Genomic DNA, 16,769 nt, shown 5'->3' with positions numbered 1-16,769 from the left:
AACATTATACTGATAATTTACTAACAAGTTTGATGATTAAAATTGTTTAAAATGAAGCTTTTTTTGATTATTTAAATTTTGTGGATTGTTTTAGCTTATTTATTATTATTGTTAATAAAAGTCAGGTTTTACAGATGTTATTGGAGAATTTTAAAATTGTATAATTTGATCAAAATAATACACGGTTATTAACAATTTACTTATGAGTAATACATATCAAATTTATTTAATTTCTGACTCAACTGGAGAAACTTTGGACAGAATATTTTTGGCTCTTAAAGCACAATTTTTAAATATAGAATATAAAGTTCATTCTTATTCATTTACAAGAACAGAAAACCAAATTTTAAAAATCTTAAAAGACGGAAAAAAAAATGAAAACTCAATAATTTTATATACTATAGTTGATAATAATCTTGCTAAATATTTAGCTAATGAAAGTGAAAAAAAGAAAATACCTTGTTTTGGAGTGTTAGGTAATTTAATTTTAAATTTTTCTAAAATTTTAAATCAAAAAGCTTCTCACGAACCAAGCGGACAACACATTTTAAATGATGAATATTATGATAGAATTGAAGCAATTCAATTCACTATGAATCACGATGATGGTAACTTAATAAATGAAGTTGAAAGATCTGATATTATTCTTGTAGGAGTTAGCAGGACTAGTAAAACACCAACCTCTATTTATCTTGCTAACAAGGGCTTCAAAACTTCTAATATTCCTTTGGTGAATGAAAACTCTTTACCAGAAAAACTGAAAAGGAATCCACATATAACTTGCGTTGTTGGATTAAGCACAGAGCCCGAGAGGCTCGCAGATTTGAGAAAAAATAGAATGAATTCATTAAAAGAAACAGAAAGTATAAACTATACCAACCTAGAGAGTATAAAAAAAGAAGTCTTTGAAGCAAAGAAAACTTTTCAAAAATACAAATGGCCTTTAATAGATGTAACAAGAAAATCCGTTGAAGAAACAGCTGCTTCTATAATTAAAATACACGAAATATATTTAAACAATGTTAAATAAAATTATTCTTGCGTCTAAAAGTAAGGTTAGAAAAGATATTTTAGATAAAAATAACATAGAAAGTATTGTGGAACCTTCAAACGTTGATGAAGATGTTGTAAAACTATCTTTACTAAAGGAAAATGCTAGTCCAGAAATAATTTCTAAAAATTTGGCTGAGTTAAAAGCAAATAAAGTTAGTGCCAAAAAATATAATGAAATAGTACTTGGTGCAGATAGTGTTATCGATTTAAATGGAGAGTTAATTTCAAAACCTAAGAGCAGAGAAGAGGCAATGAGAATATTAAGAAAACTTAACGGCAAACCTCACTTTTTGATAAGCTCTGTTTGTATTTCAAAAAATGGTTCAATGATTTGGAACCACACTGACAAAGCAACCTTAATAATGAAAAATTTTTCAGAGACAGAATTAGTAGAATATTTATCTAAGATATCAGATGACAATCTTTACGCTTACAATGTCTATCAAATTGAGGGAGAAGGTAGAAATTTGTTCAGTAGTATAGAAGGAGATGAAAATACAATAATGGGTTTACCCATAAAGAAAATCAAAGAATATTTAAATTTACAAAAATGAAAAAATATTTTGTAATTGGAAACCCAATTAATCATTCATTATCTCCAAAACTGCATAACTATTGGTTAGAACAAAACAATATTAATGCAGTTTATGAGAAAATCAAACTTGAAGAAAATGAAATTGAAAATTTTATTCTTAAAATTAAAGATCAAAAAATAAATGGTTGCAATGTAACTGTTCCATTCAAAAAAAGTGTAATTCCTTTCCTGGACAAATTAAGTCCAGAAGCAGAACAAACACAGTCAGTAAATACAATTTGTTTTCATAATGGAGATCTTGTTGGTCATAATACAGATGTTGGCGGTTTTCAAAAAGCTTTAAACAAATTAGATTATAAGGTTAAAGATAAAAAAATTTTAATCTTAGGTGCTGGAGGAGTGGTTCCATCAATAATATTTGCTTTAAATAAAATGGAAGTATCTGAAATAACTGTGAGTAATAGAACTTATAAAAAAGCTGAAAATTTAAAATCTCAATTTAATAAAATAAATATTATAAAATGGGGTGAAATAACTGAGTTTGATATAATCATCAATGCAACTAGCTTAGGCTTAAATAATGAGACTATCGATCTAAACATTTCAAATATTGGTGATAACAAGTTGTTTTACGATGTGATTTATAATCCTGATGAAACTAATTTCTTAAAAGATGGAAAAAAATTAGGAAATCAAACAGAAAATGGTAAATTCATGTTTATTTATCAGGCTTTTGAAGCATTTAAATTATGGCATGACTTAGAGCCAAGTGTGAATAAACAAATTCTTAATTTATTAAATAATGATTAGAATAGGTATAGTGGGGGCTATTGGGTCTGGAAAAACATTTGTAGCGAATAATTTTGGACATCCAGTTTTTAATGCTGATAATGAAGTATCAAAATTATATAAGCAAGATAAAAAAATTTATTTAAAATTAAAAAAAAAATTACCAAAATATATTTATACTTTTCCTATAGATAAAAACGAAATAACAAAAGCAATATTAGAAAAGCCAAACAATCTTAAAAAAGTAATAAATATTGTTCATAAAGAAATTAAAAAAAAATTATTGTTTTTCTTAAAAAAAAACAGATATAAAAAAATTGTTATTTTAGACATCCCCTTGCTTATTGAGAACAAAATTTTTAATAAAAATGACATATTGGTTTTTGTTGATTCAAAAAAGAAAGATATTGATAAAAGATTAGAAAAAAGATTAAATTTTAATAATAAACTTTTAAGTATTTTTAAAGAAATACAATTAAATACAGAATATAAAAAAAAAAAATCACATTTTATAATTAAAAATACTTTTAGAAAAAATATAGTTAAAAAACAAATTAAGGAAATTTTAAATCTGATTGGATAAATGAAGGAGATAGTATTAGATACAGAAACAACTGGAATATCTGTTAAAGATGGCCATAGGATAGTCGAAATTGGTTGTATTGAACTTGAAAACTTAACCCCAACAAATAATAGATTTCATTGTTATCTTAATCCAGAGAGAAAAGTTTCAGAAAAGGCTTTTGAAGTTCATGGATATTCTGATGAATTTTTATCAACACAAAAAAAATTTAAAGAAATAGCTGAGGATTTTTTAGAATTTATTAAGAATAAAAGACTAATTATACATAATGCAGAATTTGATTTAGCTCATTTAAACAATGAGCTTAACTTATTTGGTAAAAACAAAATTCAGAACGAAATTATTGATACATTAAATCTAGCAAGAGAAAAATATCCTGGATCACAGGTGAATTTAGATGCTTTGTGTAAAAAATTCAGAATAGATAACTCTCGAAGAACCCATCATACAGCACTTATAGATTGTGATTTACTTGCTAAAGTTTATATCAATCTAATTGATCAAAAAGAACCAACTTTAGATTTTAAACAAAGTTTAGAGGTAGAAGAAAATAAAAATTCAAAGACCGAATATTTTAAGAAAATAGTTTTGCCTTCTTCTGAAGAAGTAGAAAAACATAAGAAATATTTGAGAGAAAATTTAAAAAAAAATTATTTTAATTAAATCTTTGATTATATAAATTTTCGAAATCTACTTTTTTTTCAAATTTTACACCAGGAAAGCCTGAATTATGTAAAAGATCTAAAAGAGCTTTTTCCATATGTTGGTAAATTGCAATTTGAACATCACATAGAATTATTTTTTCTAATTCTTTTTTATCTTTTACATCATTGTTTATCTTGACTATTGTTGTATAAATTATTTCAAAATATGACTTTTTCTTTGATTTTTGTGTGTCTCCAAATTTAAAGGTAGTATCTATTTCTACTATTTCTTTTTTTAAAGCTTTGGAATTTATGTCAATTACTAGTTTATAAGAGGCTATTTTATCTCTTACAACTAAATATGTTTCAAAATCAGGAGTTTCGCTCGATAGGTCTTTGATAAACCTACTCAATATTTTAAATTTTTCTGTTTTCATCGTTATCTTCTATATCTTCAAATTCTCCATCAATGAAATTATTTTTTTGATCTTTTGGTTTGCTAAATTTTTTTGAAATTTTGTTAAATATAAATTTTCTACTAACTGGAAATATTAATAAAAATCCAAAAAAATCAGTAGCAAAACCTGGAATAATTAATAGCAAAGCTGCAAAAGCAATTGCCGCACCAGAAATAACCTCATACGCTGGAGTTTCATTTCTGCTTAATTGTGAAAAACCAGATTTTAAAGTATTTAATCCTTCATATTTGGCATAATAAATGCCAAGAATTGCTGTAGAAAATATAAGCAAAATAGTTGCTAATGCTCCAATTTGTCCACCTATTTTAATAAAAAGATAAATTTCAATAGCGGGAATTGCAATAATTAAAAATAATATTGGGTTCATTTGTCTTTAGTCTAAATTGCTGGTTGAAATTAATCAATAGAGTAATTACTATCTGATGATGAATTATAGTTTTCAATATATAGATATCATTTTGTTAGCAATGATAGCAGGTTTCATTTTTTTGAGACTTAGAGGCATACTTGGCCGGAGATCAGGCTTTGAAGGTAAATCTCCAGCTCAATTCAAAGAAGTTTTAAAAAACATTAAGTCTGATCAAACAACAAAACCTAAAGAAAATTTTGGTGAAGAAGCCCAAAAAGAATTTCTTAAAGGTGCAAAGATTGCTTATGAAACAATAATCACGGACTTTAGTGATAATGATAATAAAATTACAAGTGCTAAACCTTTATTAAATAAAGAGATTTACAATCAATTTGATGAGGCATTAAAAGAAAGAGCCGAAAGAGGTCACTTTGCCGAAATCACATTTATTGGAGTAAATAAAGCAGAGATAAAAGAGCATAAAAAAACTGGAAACATTTTAAATGTAACAGTCGATTTTATAGCTGAGGTGATCACTTGTATAAAAGATAAAGAAAAAAAGATAGTTTCTGGAGATCCAGAAAAAATTAAAAAAATCTATGATACATGGGTTTTCTCTAGAGATACCACATCGGCAAATCCAAACTGGCAGTTAGTAAATATTTTAACTTAATTGAACGACAATATTTCAGATAAAGACAAGAAAGATTGGCAAACCTTTATCTCAAGTAAAGAAAAAATTTTAGATAAAGATTTTAAACCTCAAATAAAAAATCATTTAAAAGTTAGATCTATAGATCTTCATGGATATACGCTTGAACAAGCAAATAATGCTATAGAAAAATTTATATTAAAATCCTTTCAAGAATATGTAAATAAACTAATCGTTGTTACTGGAAAGGGTATTCATTCAAACGTAGAAAAAGATCCTTATGTTTCTAAAGACCTAAGTATTTTAAAATATTCTGTACCTGAGTTTATTAATAATAATCAAAATTTAATGAGAGTTATAAATGATATACAAGATGCCACAATAGAGGATGGTGGTAGTGGTGCTTTTTATGTTCTTTTAAAAAAAAATAAATCTATAAAATAAATTTAGAGAGATCAGTATCTTTTACTAAATTATCAAGATTTTTATTAATATATTCGCTATTTATAATAATTTTTTCACCCGCTCTATCTGTTGCGGTGAAACTTATATCATCCAATATTTTTTCAATAATTGTATGTAACCTCCTTGCACCAATATTCTCTACCGTTGCATTAACTTCTGATGCAATATTTGCAATTGTATCAATACCATCATCAGAAAATTCAAGCTCTACATTTTCAGTTTTTAAAAGAGCTACATACTGTTTAATTAAACTATAATCTGGTTCTTTTAATATTCTTTTAAAATCTTCACTTGTTAAAGCTTCTAGCTCAACTCTTATCGGCAACCTTCCTTGTAATTCTGGTAATAAGTCAGATGGTTTTGCAAGTTGGAAAGCACCTGATGCAATAAATAAAATATGGTCAGTTTTAATTGGGCCATGTTTAGTATTCACTGTTGTTCCTTCGATTAGAGGTAACAAATCTCTTTGCACACCTTCTCTAGACACATCACCACCAACCCGATCAGTCCTTGCAGAAATTTTGTCTATCTCATCTAGAAAAACTATCCCATTGTTTTCAGTTGATAGTTTTGCAGCTTTAATAATTTTATCTTGTTCGATTAGTTTGTCAGATTCATCGTTGATTAAGATTTCATGAGATTCTTTAACGGTCATTTTCTTTTTTTTCTCTTTATTTCCTATTGATTTTCCAATCATTTCCCCAATGTTTATCATACCAACATTAGCACCAGGCATTCCTGGAATCTCAAAGGATGTTCCATTAGAACCTGTATCACTTACAGCTATTTCTATTTCATTATCATCTAAATCACCATTTCTTAGTCTTTTTCTGAAACTTTCTCTTGTTGCAAGGCTTGCTTTTTTACCCACCAAAGCATCTAATACTTTTTCTTCAGCAGCTTTTTGAGCTTGCGCAAAAACTTCTTTTCTTTTTTTTACTTTTTCCATTGCGATTGCAATTTCAATTAAGTCCCTGACAATTTGCTCAACATCTCTTCCAACATAACCAACTTCTGTAAATCTTGTTGCTTCAACTTTAACAAAAGGAGCTTCCGCTAGTTTTGAAAGTCTTCTAGAAATTTCTGTTTTTCCAACTCCTGTTGGTCCAATCATTAAAATATTTTTTGGCAAAACTTCGTTTTTCATTTCACCTTTTAAAGCCTGTCTCCTCCATCTATTTCTTAATGCGACAGCGACAGCTTTTTTTGCTTTATCTTGTCCAACAACAAAACGATCTAATTCTGAAACTATTTCTCTTGGTGAAAGAGCGCTCACTAAAGAAGCTTCTTCTTTCTGAGTTTTTTCTTTAGGGTGCAAAGGTGTTACGTTTGAATTATCCATTAAATTTTTTCGATTTTAACATTTTCATTTGTAAAAACACATATATCAGCTGCAACTTTAATTGCCTTTTTTGCAACTTCTTCTGCAGATAAATCACCTTCCATTAAAACTTTTCCTGCAGCTAGGGCATAATTTCCACCAGAACCAATTCCGATTACATCACCTTCAGGTTCGAGAACATCCCCAGTTCCAGAAATTATATAACTATTATTTTTGTCACCAACAGCCATTAATGCCTCTAATCTTCTTAAGTATTTATCAGTTCGCCAATCTTTTGCTAACTCAACAGCAGCTCTAGATAAATTACCTGCGTGTTTTTCTAACTTTCCTTCTAATCTTTCAAATAAAGTTAATGCATCAGCAGTTGACCCTGCAAATCCTGCAACCACATCCCTTTTTTCAATTTTTCTGACTTTTGATGCTGTGCTTTTGACAACTGTATTTCCCATACTTACTTGACCGTCACCAGCAACTACAACTTCATTATTTTTTCTAACTAGTACAATTGTTGTCATACCTGATAAATGGTAACTATTTTTGATACTTCAAGTCTTTACACTAATATTGATATAGTTGGATTAAGTATGTATACCATTTAAATTATATGGCTAGAAAAGGAAAAGTATCTCGAAAAACAAAAGAAACAAGTATCAATGTTGAATTAAACATTGATGGCAAAGGTAAATACCAGATTGATACTGGAATAGGTTTTTTAGATCATATGCTTGAACAACTATCAAAGCATTCATTAATAGATTTGAAAGTTAAAGCAAAAGGCGACACTCATATTGATCTTCACCACACAACAGAAGATACAGGAATTGCAATTGGTGAAGCTTTAAAAAAAGCTGCAAAGAAATTTGTAGGTATTAAAAGGTATGCGCACAGAGTTATTCCTATGGACGAAACATTAACTAGAGTCGCAATCGATGTTTCAAATAGACCTTATTTAATTTGGAAAGTAAAATTAAAAGTTGAGAAACTTGGTGAGATGGATACAGAACTGTTTAAGGAATGGTTCCAGGCATTTTCACAGGCCGCAGGTATCACAATGCATGTTGAAAATATTTATGGTGATAATAGTCACCACATCATTGAGTCTTGTTATAAAGCATTAGCAAGATCATTAAGAGAGGCATTAGAGATGGATCCTAGAAGCAAAAAAAGTATTCCATCAACTAAAGGCTCATTATAAGTTTAATGAACGTCACTATTGTTGATTATAATTCGGGTAATATAAGCTCGGTAATAAACTCCTTTAAGGAAGTTGCTAGAGACAAGGTAAACATCGAAGTAACTTCAGATTTAAATAAGATTAAATCTTCAGATAAAGTTGTTTTACCAGGGCAGGGTTCGTTTAAAAGTTGTGTTGATGCACTTAATAATATTAATGGTTTAGTAGATACATTAAACGAATTTGCAATTAGTAATAAAAAACCACTTCTAGGAATTTGTGTTGGTTTACAAATGTTTGCAGAAATAGGTTATGAAGAAACTGAAACCAGAGGTCTTGGCTGGATATCAGGCAAGGTATCAAAAATAGACAATCAAAATGGAAAATACAAACTTCCTCACATTGGTTGGAACGAAATTAATATAACAAAAAATAGTAAAATGTTTAAAGATATAGAGAATAAATCTCATATGTACTTTGTGCACAGTTATGAATTTGTTCCAGAGGATAAAAATGTGATTTCTGCTACAACAGATTATTCTTCAAATATTGTTTGTTCAGTTGAAAAAGAAAATATTTTTGGAACGCAATTTCACCCAGAGAAAAGCGATAAAATAGGATTAAAAATAATTGATAATTTTATAAGTTTATAATTATGAAAAAAATTCTAGGGATTTTGTTGATATTTTTTTTATGGAATAACTTAAGTTTAGCAAAAACAATTAATATTGAGAATAAAGTTACCTTAAACGTCCCAGAAAATTTTAATTATATTAAGGTAAATCCTGATGAGGTAGCTGATTACTATGCTGATTTTTTTGGTGTGTTAGGAAAAGATACAAATTTTTATTATGTAGGAACAGATAGCTCCATTGAATTTGCAAACTCTCTGATTAACGATCAAGAAAAACTATTAGAACCTATAATGAAAAAGATGGAGAAAAAAAATTTTAGAACTGAAAAATCAATGATTAATTTTCTTTCAAAAGAAATTAAAAAATTAATGAAAAAAAGTAACTACCAAGGAATTATTTGGGTTTTTCTTTCTGAGGAAAATTTAGAAGACACAGATTATGATTTATATGAAACAATAGACTCATTTAAAAATATGAATCAAACAGATATGAATAAGGCAGCTTTAAATTATAAAAAAGAATTCAAGAAAGAGCTTGGTGTAGATGGAGTTGAAGGGTTAAATTTAAAAGTTACTAAATTTAAGATTGAAAAAAATCAAATAAACAGTCCTGCTTTTGATCTTAAAATTGCAGCTAATATGTTTAATGTTAACTGGGATATGGAGGTTTATGGCTATTTAAAAAATAAAAAACCAATTATTGTTGGTTCAGAATGCATCGGCACTTGTAAGGGAGTTTCTGGAATTAAAAATAAGATAGTATATTCTAAGATTAAAACCTCAACTGCCTCACCTGATATTGTTGATCAATTAAATTCCTTGAACGATTTATATAAATCTGGTGTTTTAACAAAAGAAGAGTTTGAAAAAGTTAAGAAAAAAATTCTAAATTAAATGAAGATATTTCCAGCAATAGATATTAAAGACAAAAAGTGTGTGAGGTTAGTTAAAGGAGACTTTGATAACAAAACCGAATACGAAATGTCTCCAGTTGAACAAGCGGCCAAATACAAAGATCACGGATTTAAAAATTTACACATTGTCGATTTAGATGGTGCTTTAACTGGTGAAACAGTAAATTTGGATATTATTGAAGAAATAGTGTCTAAATTTGATCTTAAAATTGAAATTGGTGGTGGAGTAAGGAACTTCGAAAGTATTAAGAAATATACTGATGCTGGTGTCGAAAAAATTGTTTTAGGTAGCGCTGCTATAAAAGATAAAAATTTTTTAAAAGAGGCATGCAAAAATTTTCCAAATAAAATTGCTTTAGGTTTAGATGCTAAAGATGGCTATTTATCTGTTTCTGGTTGGAAAGAAAATTCTAATCAATTAACTTTAGATTACTTAAAAGAAGTGAACGAATATGGAGCAAGTAGACTTATTTATACTGATATTAACAGAGATGGAATGAAGCAAAGTCCTAATTTTGAAGAAACAGTTAAGGTTGCTGATACATCTAATTGTCCAGTGATCATTTCAGGTGGAGTTTCATCAATACTTGATATTAAAAAAGCTAAGGAATTAAATAATGAAAATATTGAAGGTATTATAGTTGGAAAAGCTATTTATGATGGCGATATAAAATTGGATGAATTAGCTAAGGAATTAGATGCTTAAAAATAGAATAATACCTTGTTTAGATGTTAAAAATGGTCGTGTTGTAAAAGGAATTAACTTTGTTGATCTGCAAGATGCAGGCGATCCAGTTGAACAGGCTCAAATTTATTCTGATGGAGGAGCAGATGAAATTTGTTTCTTAGATATCACTGCATCAAATGAAAATAGAGATACAATTTATGATGTAGTAGAGAAAACTTCAAAAAAATGCTTCGTTCCATTAACAGTTGGAGGAGGCGTTAGAAGTGTTGATGATATAAATAAATTACTTAATTGTGGAGCAGATAAAGTTTCTATTAATACTGCGGCAGTTCAAAATTCAGAGGTAGTAGTTGAAAGTTCAAAAAAATTTGGTTCACAATGCATTGTGGTTGCTATTGATGCTAAAAAAAGTGGAGATAAATGGGAAATTTTTACACACGGTGGAAGAAACAATACTGGAATTGATGCAATAGGATTTGCATCAAAAATGGAAAGTAGTGGAGCAGGTGAACTATTAGTAACATCAATGGATAGAGATGGTACCCAAGTGGGCTATGATATTGAGCTTATGTCTAAAATTTCATCCAAGGTAAATATTCCCGTCATTGCATCTGGTGGAGTTGGAAATTTGGATCATTTGGTAGATGGAATTAAATTAGGAAATGCAAGTGCAGTCTTAGCAGCATCAATATTTCATTATGGCAAACACTCTGTAAAAGAGGCAAAGGAATATTTGGATTCAAAAGGAATACCTGTTAGAATTTAATATGCTTAATACATTAGAAAATTTAATCAAACTTGCAAGAGAGAGAAAAACTAACCCAGTTGAAGGTTCTTATACAAACAAATTACTTTCAGACAAATCTCTAAGCAAAGCAAAGGTCTTAGAAGAAATTGATGAATTAATTCAAGCTATAGAAGAAAATTCAAACAAAATTCATGAAGCAGCTGATGTCTTTTATCACTTGCTAATGTATTTAGAAGCTAATGATGTGAAAATTGAAGAAGTAATGGAAGAATTAGAAAAAAGGAAAAAATGAGTTACGATGACAATAATATTTTTGCTAAAATTTTACGTGGGGAAATACCTTGCAATAAAATTTATGAAGATGATTATGTTTTATCGTTTCATGATATCAATCCACAAAAGAAAGTTCATGCTTTAGTAATTCCTAAGGGAAAATATATAGATCTTGATGATTTTAGTATGAATGCATCATCAAAAGAGATGGTGGGTTTTTTGAAAGGTATTAATATAGTTGCAAAAAAGCTAGGAATTTCAACAGAAGTAGGTCAAGGTTATAGGGCACTAGCTAATATTAGTGAACATGGTGGTCAAGAGGTCCCTCATTTGCATTTTCATTTATTTGGTGGTGAACGTGTTGGAAAAATGGTCGAGTGACAGAAGAAGTTAAAAGAAATTATCTAGAAATAAACTCACTTCATGATTTAAAAGAGGGCGAACAACCTTCAGAAGATTATAAAGTTAACTTGATTGAACCTACTGATTTTCAGTTAAATAAATTTTTTTATAAAAATATAGGTAAAAAACATAAATGGATTGATAGATTAATATGGACAGAAGAGCAGTGGATCAAATACGTATCCAACAAAAATGTTAAAACATTTGTATTAAAAAATAAAAAAGATTTAGTTGGTTTTTTTGAATTAATTATTCATTCCGAAAAGAAAGAAGTAGAAATAGCATATTTTGGAATATTAGAAGAATATCAAAATAAAAAATTAGGATCATTTTTGTTATCAGATGCTATTAAAAAATCATTCAAAGAAAATGTAGATAGAGTTTGGCTTCATACATGTTCTTTAGATCATAAAAATGCACTAAATAATTATCTAGCTAGAGGTATGAAAATATTTAAATCAGAAATTGTTAAAATTTAATTTTGAAGAGGAGTTTTAAATATTTTTTCGTCAACAATTTGATTTGATTTAACTGAATAAAGAAGTGTCACAGCAGTATTTTGATAAACATCCTTAGTTTGCCAGCCAATTAAATTATAATTATTTATATCAAAAAAAATCTCTATTGATTGATTATTTTCATTTATTGTAAACTTGACCAGAGAATTATTAATAATTTCTTCGTTTAATTCGGCTATTTTTTTTAATAAGAAATTTTTATCTAAAATAAAATTTAATGGTGTTTTATCCAATGGATACCTGTAATAGCTTGAAGTAGATTTTATAACTAAAGATTTTCCATTTGAAACTATAACTTTGTTTTTTTGATCATACTTACAAAACATCTTTTTTGGATATTGAATTGTACAGTTTCCAAACTCAATTTTCCCATTTATATTTTGTTCAAAATCAAAATTTAAATTTAAAGTATCTTTTAATTTATCAATTATTTGACTTTTATTGTTTGCATTTACTTCACTAGATAAACTAATTAGACAAACCAATAGCAACAATCTCAACATCAAAGAACTTCTCTTTTACCCACATGATTTGCTTTGCTAACAATTCCATCAGCTTCCATCATGTCAATTATTCGTGCAGCTCTATTGTACCCAATTTGAAGTTTTCTTTGTAAAAATGAGGTAGAGGCTTTTCCTTCAGATCTAATTATTTCAACAGCTTGTTGATATAATTCATCTTTATCTCCTTGATCTGTATTTGATCCTAACTCTTTCTCATCTGCAAAATTCAAGATTTCATCAATATAGTCTGGTTCAGCTTGAGATCTTAAAAAATTGTTTATTTTCTCTATTTCATTATCTGAGACAAATGGAGCATGAATTCTTACTATTCGGTTAGCAGATGACATATAAAGCATATCACCTTTTCCTAATAACTGTTCTGCTCCTTGTTCACCAAGAATTGTTCTACTATCTATTTTTGAAGTTACTTGAAAAGATATTCTTGTTGGAAAATTAGCTTTAATTGTACCTGTTATTACGTCAACACTAGGTCTTTGTGTAGCCATAATAATATGAATCCCAGCAGCTCTAGCCATTTGAGATAACTTTTGAATATAGTTTTCTATCTCTTTTCCTGCCACTAACATTAAATCTGACATTTCATCTACCACCACTACTATGTAGGGCATTGGAAGTTTATGCTTGGCATTGTAACCATCAATATTTCTAACTCCTTCTTTTGTCATCAACCTGTATCTACTCTCCATTTCTTTTACTACCCAACCAAGAACTGATGCAGCTTTTTTAGCTTCAGTTATTACAGGGCAAAGTAAGTGTGGTATGCCTTCATATGTTGAAAGCTCAAGCATTTTAGGATCAATTAATATAAACTTACATCTTTCAGGAGTGTGACGGTAAAGAAGTGATAAAATAATTGTATTGATGCAAACTGATTTTCCTGAACCTGTAGTACCAGCAATCAGCAAATGTGGCATAGAAGATAGATCTCCTACAATAGGTTTTCCAGAAATATTTTTTCCAAGTGCTATTGGTAATTTTATTTCTTTCTTTTTAAAATCTGAGTTATTTAGAATCTCACTAAGATAAACGTTTTCTCTTGAATTATTTGGTAATTCAATTCCTACAGTATTGCTGCCTGGTATAGTTGAAATTCTAGCAGATTCAGAGCTAGTATTTCTAGCGATATCATCTGATAAATTTATAATTTTAGAAACTTTTACTCCAGCAGCTGGCTCAAATTCATTTAGTGTTACAACTGGTCCATGACTTACTTTTTGAATTTCTCCCTTAACTCCAAAGTCCATTAGAATTTTTTCTAAAAATTTAGGATCATTTGCCTCATTTTTATCTGAGTTTTCTCTTTCTTTCTTGGTTGGAACTTTTAACAATTCTATTTTTGGTAATTGAAATTTATTTTTAGAGTTTGATTTATTCTCTGCTTTAATAAATGGTAAGTCTTCTTGTATTAAGTTTTTGATTTCCTCTTGAGGAATATATTCGCTTATAAGTTCACTTTTATCAGTATAAGATTTATTTTCTTTTTTATTAAAAAATTTGAGAATTTTTATTAAAAAATTATAAAATTTAATAGGGTGAAAATTTACACTTAATAAAAATAAAGTAATTATCAGTATAATTAGAATATAATAAATTAATGTTTCATTTGTAAGAATTATTGTGTTTAAAAAAGTTTGTCCAAAATAGTCTCCAACAAAACCTCCATTTCCATTTATGTAAAGTGTAAAAGCATCAGAATAAAAATGGTTTAGAAATAACGTTCCAATTATAGTATATAATATTGCTATAAATGTATTTTCAATGATTAAAAAAAATTCTTTTAATCGAAATATATTAATTCCAGTAATTATGTATGTGAAAGAAATTAGATAAGCAATAAATCCAAAAGATTGAAAAAATAGATCGGAAATAAAACTTCCCTGAAAACCTAATAAATTTTTAATCTTAGTATCTTTGGGAAAAATAAAGTTAGGGTCTTCAGGTGAATAAGAAAAAAGTGCAATAAATAAAAGAATACCAGCAGAGAAAATTACTATACCAGATATTTCTGCTAATCGCTTTAAAGTAAAATTAAGTAATAAATTAGCTGTTTTTTTAATGTCCATTTATACAAATCAATTATACCACTTTGTATCATCTAATTTTTGTTGTTAAAATTAAAAATAATATGAGGATTTGTATAATAGGAAGTGGACTAACTAGTTTAGCTTTAGCCAAAGCTTTAGTTAATAAGAATATACATGTAGATATTTTAAGAGATAAAAAAAAAAAAATAATAGATCAATCTAGGACTATAGGTATTACAAAAAGCAATGTTGAATATTTTAATAACCATATTGTCAATATTGATAAAATAATTTGGAAATTAAATAAAATAGAAATTCTTTCTGACAAACTAAATAAAGAAAAATTATTGGAGTTTCAAAATAATAATCAAGAACTTTTTTCAATGGTTAGAAGTTTTGATCTTTATAATATTTTAGAAAAAAGTCTCAAAAAAAATAAATTTTTTAAAATACAAAATAAAATAAATTTAGAAAATATTCAGAATAAATATAATCTCTCAATAAATTTAAATTTTACAAATTTAATTGCAAAAAAATTTTTTAGTAAAAAAATTATCAAAAAATACAGAAGCTTAGCTTACACTTTAATACTAGAACATGAGAAAATTGATAATAAAATTTCAAGACAAGTATTTACAAAGATTGGACCTTTGGCATTTTTACCTATCTCTGATAAAGAAACTTCTGTTGTTTATTCTATAAAAAATACTGCTAAAATTAAAAAAGAAAATTTAATAGAGCTCATAAACTTACATAATCCAAAATATAAAATAAAAAAAATTAAAAAAATATCTTCATTTGAATTATTCTCTGCAAGTTTAAGAAATTATTATCATAAAAATATACTAGCTTTTGGCGAATTAACTCACAAAATACACCCCTTAGCTGGACAAGGTTTTAATATGACGATTAGAGATATAAAAATATTATTAGAGATAATTCAAAATAAAATAGATCTTGGATTACAATTAAATAGCTCTGTTAATCAAGAATTTGAAAAAAATACAAAACATAGAAATTATATTTTTTCAAATGGAATTGATTTTATTTACGAATTTTTTAACTATGATAGTAAGGCTAAGAATAACTTTCTCTTAAATTCTTTAAAATATATAGGAAACAAAAATACTATAAACAACATGCTAAAAAAAATGGCAGATACTGGTTTGAATTATTGATTATTGAATAGTGTTATTTTCATAGATATCGTGAGTATATGTTTTTAATATCTCAGCAATTTTATTTTTTCTAATATCTAAATTTTGAGCTTCTAACAAAACTTGTTTTTCTTCAAGAGAAAAAGGTGAGGCCATAGCTAAGGCGTTTATTGTTTCATCTAAACTTTGTTTTTCTAGTGCTTTCCAATTAATGATAAAACCTTTTTTTTCAAATAAAGATTTTAGGTCTTTGAAGATTAACTCTAAATCTGAAAATTTAAGATCCTCTTTTTTATTATCTAAATCTTGAATATAATCATTATAATCTACGTGCAAAATTCTATATTTAGTTACAGTCTCTAATTCTTTGACAGATTTAAATCTTATGACACCTTTTAATTCTATTAAATACCTACCATCATCTGTTTCTCTAAAACTAGTTATTTTACCAATACAACCCACTTTATGAAGCTCAGGTTGAACTTTTTGATAGCTAGATGATTGAGGTTGTATCATCCCTATTATTTTATTTGATTTCATACTATCGTTAATCATATCAATATAACGAGGTTCAAATATATTTAATGGGACTGTAGTTTTTGGAAAAATGATAAAATTACTTAATGGAAATACTGGAATATTAATTGGTAGATCTTCTTTTTTCATAATAAAATTAAATATAACATAGAAAATGTAAATTAGTATTGATTGAATTAAAAAAAGTGTTTAGTTATAATGTTTTTTTAAGCGGGCATAGCTCAGTGGTAGAGCGTCTCGTTGCCAACGAGAAGGTCGAGGGTTCGACCCCCTTTGCCCGCTCCA

General features: G+C 27.6%; 23 protein-coding genes and 1 tRNA gene. 17 read left to right on the top strand and 7 right to left on the bottom strand.

Going from position 1 to position 16,769, the window contains the following annotated elements; translation table 11 throughout:
- Positions 1-202 precede the first annotated feature (202 nt).
- Genes ACTTBI_RS06575 through dnaQ form a run of 5 tightly spaced genes read left to right on the top strand, consistent with a single transcriptional unit; the run spans position 203 to position 3,623 of the window.
- A complete protein-coding gene (locus ACTTBI_RS06575) occupies positions 203-1,030 on the top strand; it encodes a pyruvate, water dikinase regulatory protein (protein WP_440653277.1) in 828 nt (275 codons plus the stop codon).
- Positions 1,020-1,607: a Maf family protein gene (locus tag ACTTBI_RS06570; protein WP_440653275.1), complete on the top strand. Its 588-nt coding sequence runs from the start codon at positions 1,020-1,022 to the stop codon at positions 1,605-1,607. Before ACTTBI_RS06575 ends, ACTTBI_RS06570 begins: the two co-directional genes overlap by 11 nt.
- Positions 1,604-2,398 carry a shikimate dehydrogenase gene (gene aroE, locus ACTTBI_RS06565; RefSeq protein ID WP_440653273.1) on the top strand — a complete coding sequence of 265 codons (795 nt, stop codon included), beginning with the start codon at positions 1,604-1,606 and terminating at the stop codon, positions 2,396-2,398. Before ACTTBI_RS06570 ends, aroE begins: the two co-directional genes overlap by 4 nt.
- Complete coding sequence (locus ACTTBI_RS06560; RefSeq protein ID WP_440653271.1) at positions 2,391-2,960, top strand: dephospho-CoA kinase; 570 nt, start codon at positions 2,391-2,393, stop codon at positions 2,958-2,960. The genes aroE and ACTTBI_RS06560 overlap by 8 nt, the downstream gene beginning before the upstream one ends.
- The gene (gene dnaQ, locus ACTTBI_RS06555) at positions 2,961-3,623 is read left to right on the top strand and encodes a DNA polymerase III subunit epsilon (protein ID WP_440653269.1); all 663 of its coding nucleotides are present in this window, start codon (positions 2,961-2,963) and stop codon (positions 3,621-3,623) included.
- On the opposite strand, the gene ACTTBI_RS06550 is transcribed toward dnaQ, so the two are convergent.
- Both ACTTBI_RS06550 and ACTTBI_RS06545 read right to left on the bottom strand, forming a co-directional pair.
- Positions 3,616-4,041: a protein-export chaperone SecB gene (locus ACTTBI_RS06550; protein ID WP_440653267.1), complete on the bottom strand. Its 426-nt coding sequence runs from the start codon at positions 4,039-4,041 to the stop codon at positions 3,616-3,618. The two genes, dnaQ and ACTTBI_RS06550, sit on opposite strands and share 8 nt — an antisense overlap.
- Positions 4,022-4,450, bottom strand: coding sequence for an FxsA family protein (locus tag ACTTBI_RS06545; protein WP_440653265.1), 429 nt, complete (start codon positions 4,448-4,450; stop codon positions 4,022-4,024). Before ACTTBI_RS06545 ends, ACTTBI_RS06550 begins: the two co-directional genes overlap by 20 nt.
- 55 nt (positions 4,451-4,505) lie before the next feature.
- Here ACTTBI_RS06545 and ACTTBI_RS06540 point away from each other — a divergent pair, with 55 nt between their 5' ends.
- Together ACTTBI_RS06540 and ACTTBI_RS06535 are read left to right on the top strand one after the other, a co-directional pair.
- Positions 4,506-5,105 (top strand): Tim44/TimA family putative adaptor protein, encoded by a 600-nt coding sequence (locus ACTTBI_RS06540; RefSeq protein WP_440653263.1) that lies wholly within the window; start codon positions 4,506-4,508, stop codon positions 5,103-5,105.
- A complete protein-coding gene (locus ACTTBI_RS06535; RefSeq protein ID WP_440653261.1) occupies positions 5,106-5,528 on the top strand; it encodes a Smr/MutS family protein in 423 nt (140 codons plus the stop codon).
- On the opposite strand, the gene hslU is transcribed toward ACTTBI_RS06535, so the two are convergent.
- Together hslU and hslV are read right to left on the bottom strand one after the other, a co-directional pair.
- The gene (hslU, locus tag ACTTBI_RS06530) at positions 5,518-6,825 is read right to left on the bottom strand and encodes an ATP-dependent protease ATPase subunit HslU (protein WP_440653535.1); all 1,308 of its coding nucleotides are present in this window, start codon (positions 6,823-6,825) and stop codon (positions 5,518-5,520) included. The genes ACTTBI_RS06535 and hslU overlap by 11 nt on opposite strands.
- Positions 6,826-6,890: 65 nt before the next feature.
- Positions 6,891-7,406 carry an ATP-dependent protease subunit HslV gene (gene hslV, locus ACTTBI_RS06525; protein ID WP_440653259.1) on the bottom strand — a complete coding sequence of 172 codons (516 nt, stop codon included), beginning with the start codon at positions 7,404-7,406 and terminating at the stop codon, positions 6,891-6,893.
- 89 nt (positions 7,407-7,495) lie between these two features.
- Here hslV and hisB point away from each other — a divergent pair, with 89 nt between their 5' ends.
- From hisB to ACTTBI_RS06485, 8 genes are read left to right on the top strand one after another with little or no spacing between them, the layout of a single operon-like run.
- Positions 7,496-8,086, top strand: a complete 591-nt coding sequence (hisB, locus tag ACTTBI_RS06520) for an imidazoleglycerol-phosphate dehydratase HisB (RefSeq protein ID WP_440633168.1) — start codon at positions 7,496-7,498, stop codon at positions 8,084-8,086.
- Positions 8,087-8,091: 5 nt separating this feature from the next.
- Positions 8,092-8,718 carry an imidazole glycerol phosphate synthase subunit HisH gene (gene hisH / locus ACTTBI_RS06515; protein WP_440653257.1) on the top strand — a complete coding sequence of 209 codons (627 nt, stop codon included), beginning with the start codon at positions 8,092-8,094 and terminating at the stop codon, positions 8,716-8,718.
- A 2-nt stretch (positions 8,719-8,720) separates the two neighbouring features.
- Positions 8,721-9,593, top strand: a complete 873-nt coding sequence (locus ACTTBI_RS06510) for an SHOCT domain-containing protein (RefSeq protein ID WP_440653256.1) — start codon at positions 8,721-8,723, stop codon at positions 9,591-9,593.
- Complete coding sequence (hisA, locus tag ACTTBI_RS06505; RefSeq protein ID WP_440653254.1) at positions 9,594-10,319, top strand: 1-(5-phosphoribosyl)-5-[(5-phosphoribosylamino)methylideneamino]imidazole-4-carboxamide isomerase; 726 nt, start codon at positions 9,594-9,596, stop codon at positions 10,317-10,319.
- Positions 10,312-11,067, top strand: a complete 756-nt coding sequence (gene hisF / locus ACTTBI_RS06500; protein WP_440653252.1) for an imidazole glycerol phosphate synthase subunit HisF — start codon at positions 10,312-10,314, stop codon at positions 11,065-11,067. Before hisA ends, hisF begins: the two co-directional genes overlap by 8 nt.
- 1 nt (position 11,068) lies before the next feature.
- Positions 11,069-11,341, top strand: a complete 273-nt coding sequence (gene hisE, locus ACTTBI_RS06495) for a phosphoribosyl-ATP diphosphatase (protein ID WP_440653247.1) — start codon at positions 11,069-11,071, stop codon at positions 11,339-11,341.
- Positions 11,338-11,703 carry a histidine triad nucleotide-binding protein gene (locus ACTTBI_RS06490; protein ID WP_440653245.1) on the top strand — a complete coding sequence of 122 codons (366 nt, stop codon included), beginning with the start codon at positions 11,338-11,340 and terminating at the stop codon, positions 11,701-11,703. The genes hisE and ACTTBI_RS06490 overlap by 4 nt, the downstream gene beginning before the upstream one ends.
- Positions 11,700-12,203 carry a GNAT family N-acetyltransferase gene (locus tag ACTTBI_RS06485; protein ID WP_440653243.1) on the top strand — a complete coding sequence of 168 codons (504 nt, stop codon included), beginning with the start codon at positions 11,700-11,702 and terminating at the stop codon, positions 12,201-12,203. The genes ACTTBI_RS06490 and ACTTBI_RS06485 overlap by 4 nt, the downstream gene beginning before the upstream one ends.
- On the opposite strand, the gene ACTTBI_RS06480 is transcribed toward ACTTBI_RS06485, so the two are convergent.
- Together ACTTBI_RS06480 and ACTTBI_RS06475 are read right to left on the bottom strand one after the other, a co-directional pair.
- Positions 12,200-12,745, bottom strand: a complete 546-nt coding sequence (locus ACTTBI_RS06480) for a LolA family protein (protein ID WP_440653241.1) — start codon at positions 12,743-12,745, stop codon at positions 12,200-12,202. The two genes, ACTTBI_RS06485 and ACTTBI_RS06480, sit on opposite strands and share 4 nt — an antisense overlap.
- Positions 12,745-14,829, bottom strand: coding sequence for a DNA translocase FtsK (locus ACTTBI_RS06475; protein ID WP_440653239.1), 2,085 nt, complete (start codon positions 14,827-14,829; stop codon positions 12,745-12,747). Before ACTTBI_RS06475 ends, ACTTBI_RS06480 begins: the two co-directional genes overlap by 1 nt.
- A gap of 62 nt (positions 14,830-14,891) precedes the next feature.
- Between ACTTBI_RS06475 and ACTTBI_RS06470 the strand changes: the two genes are divergently transcribed.
- Positions 14,892-15,968, top strand: coding sequence for a ubiquinone biosynthesis protein UbiB (locus ACTTBI_RS06470; protein WP_440653237.1), 1,077 nt, complete (start codon positions 14,892-14,894; stop codon positions 15,966-15,968).
- Here the strand turns inward: ACTTBI_RS06470 and ACTTBI_RS06465 are convergent, their stop codons facing one another.
- On the bottom strand, positions 15,969-16,613 hold the full coding sequence (locus ACTTBI_RS06465; RefSeq protein WP_440653235.1) for an LON peptidase substrate-binding domain-containing protein: 645 nt from the start codon (positions 16,611-16,613) through the stop codon (positions 15,969-15,971). It abuts the gene before it with no gap.
- 81 nt (positions 16,614-16,694) lie between these two features.
- Here ACTTBI_RS06465 and ACTTBI_RS06460 point away from each other — a divergent pair.
- Positions 16,695-16,769: transfer RNA gene (locus ACTTBI_RS06460), tRNA-Gly, on the top strand.

The sequence above is a fragment of the Candidatus Pelagibacter sp. HIMB1542 genome (assembly GCF_052047835.1).
GTDB lineage: Bacteria > Pseudomonadota > Alphaproteobacteria > Pelagibacterales > Pelagibacteraceae > Pelagibacter.
Note: the sequence above shows the minus strand (reverse complement) of the source record. Positions and strands in the feature narration are given on the sequence as shown.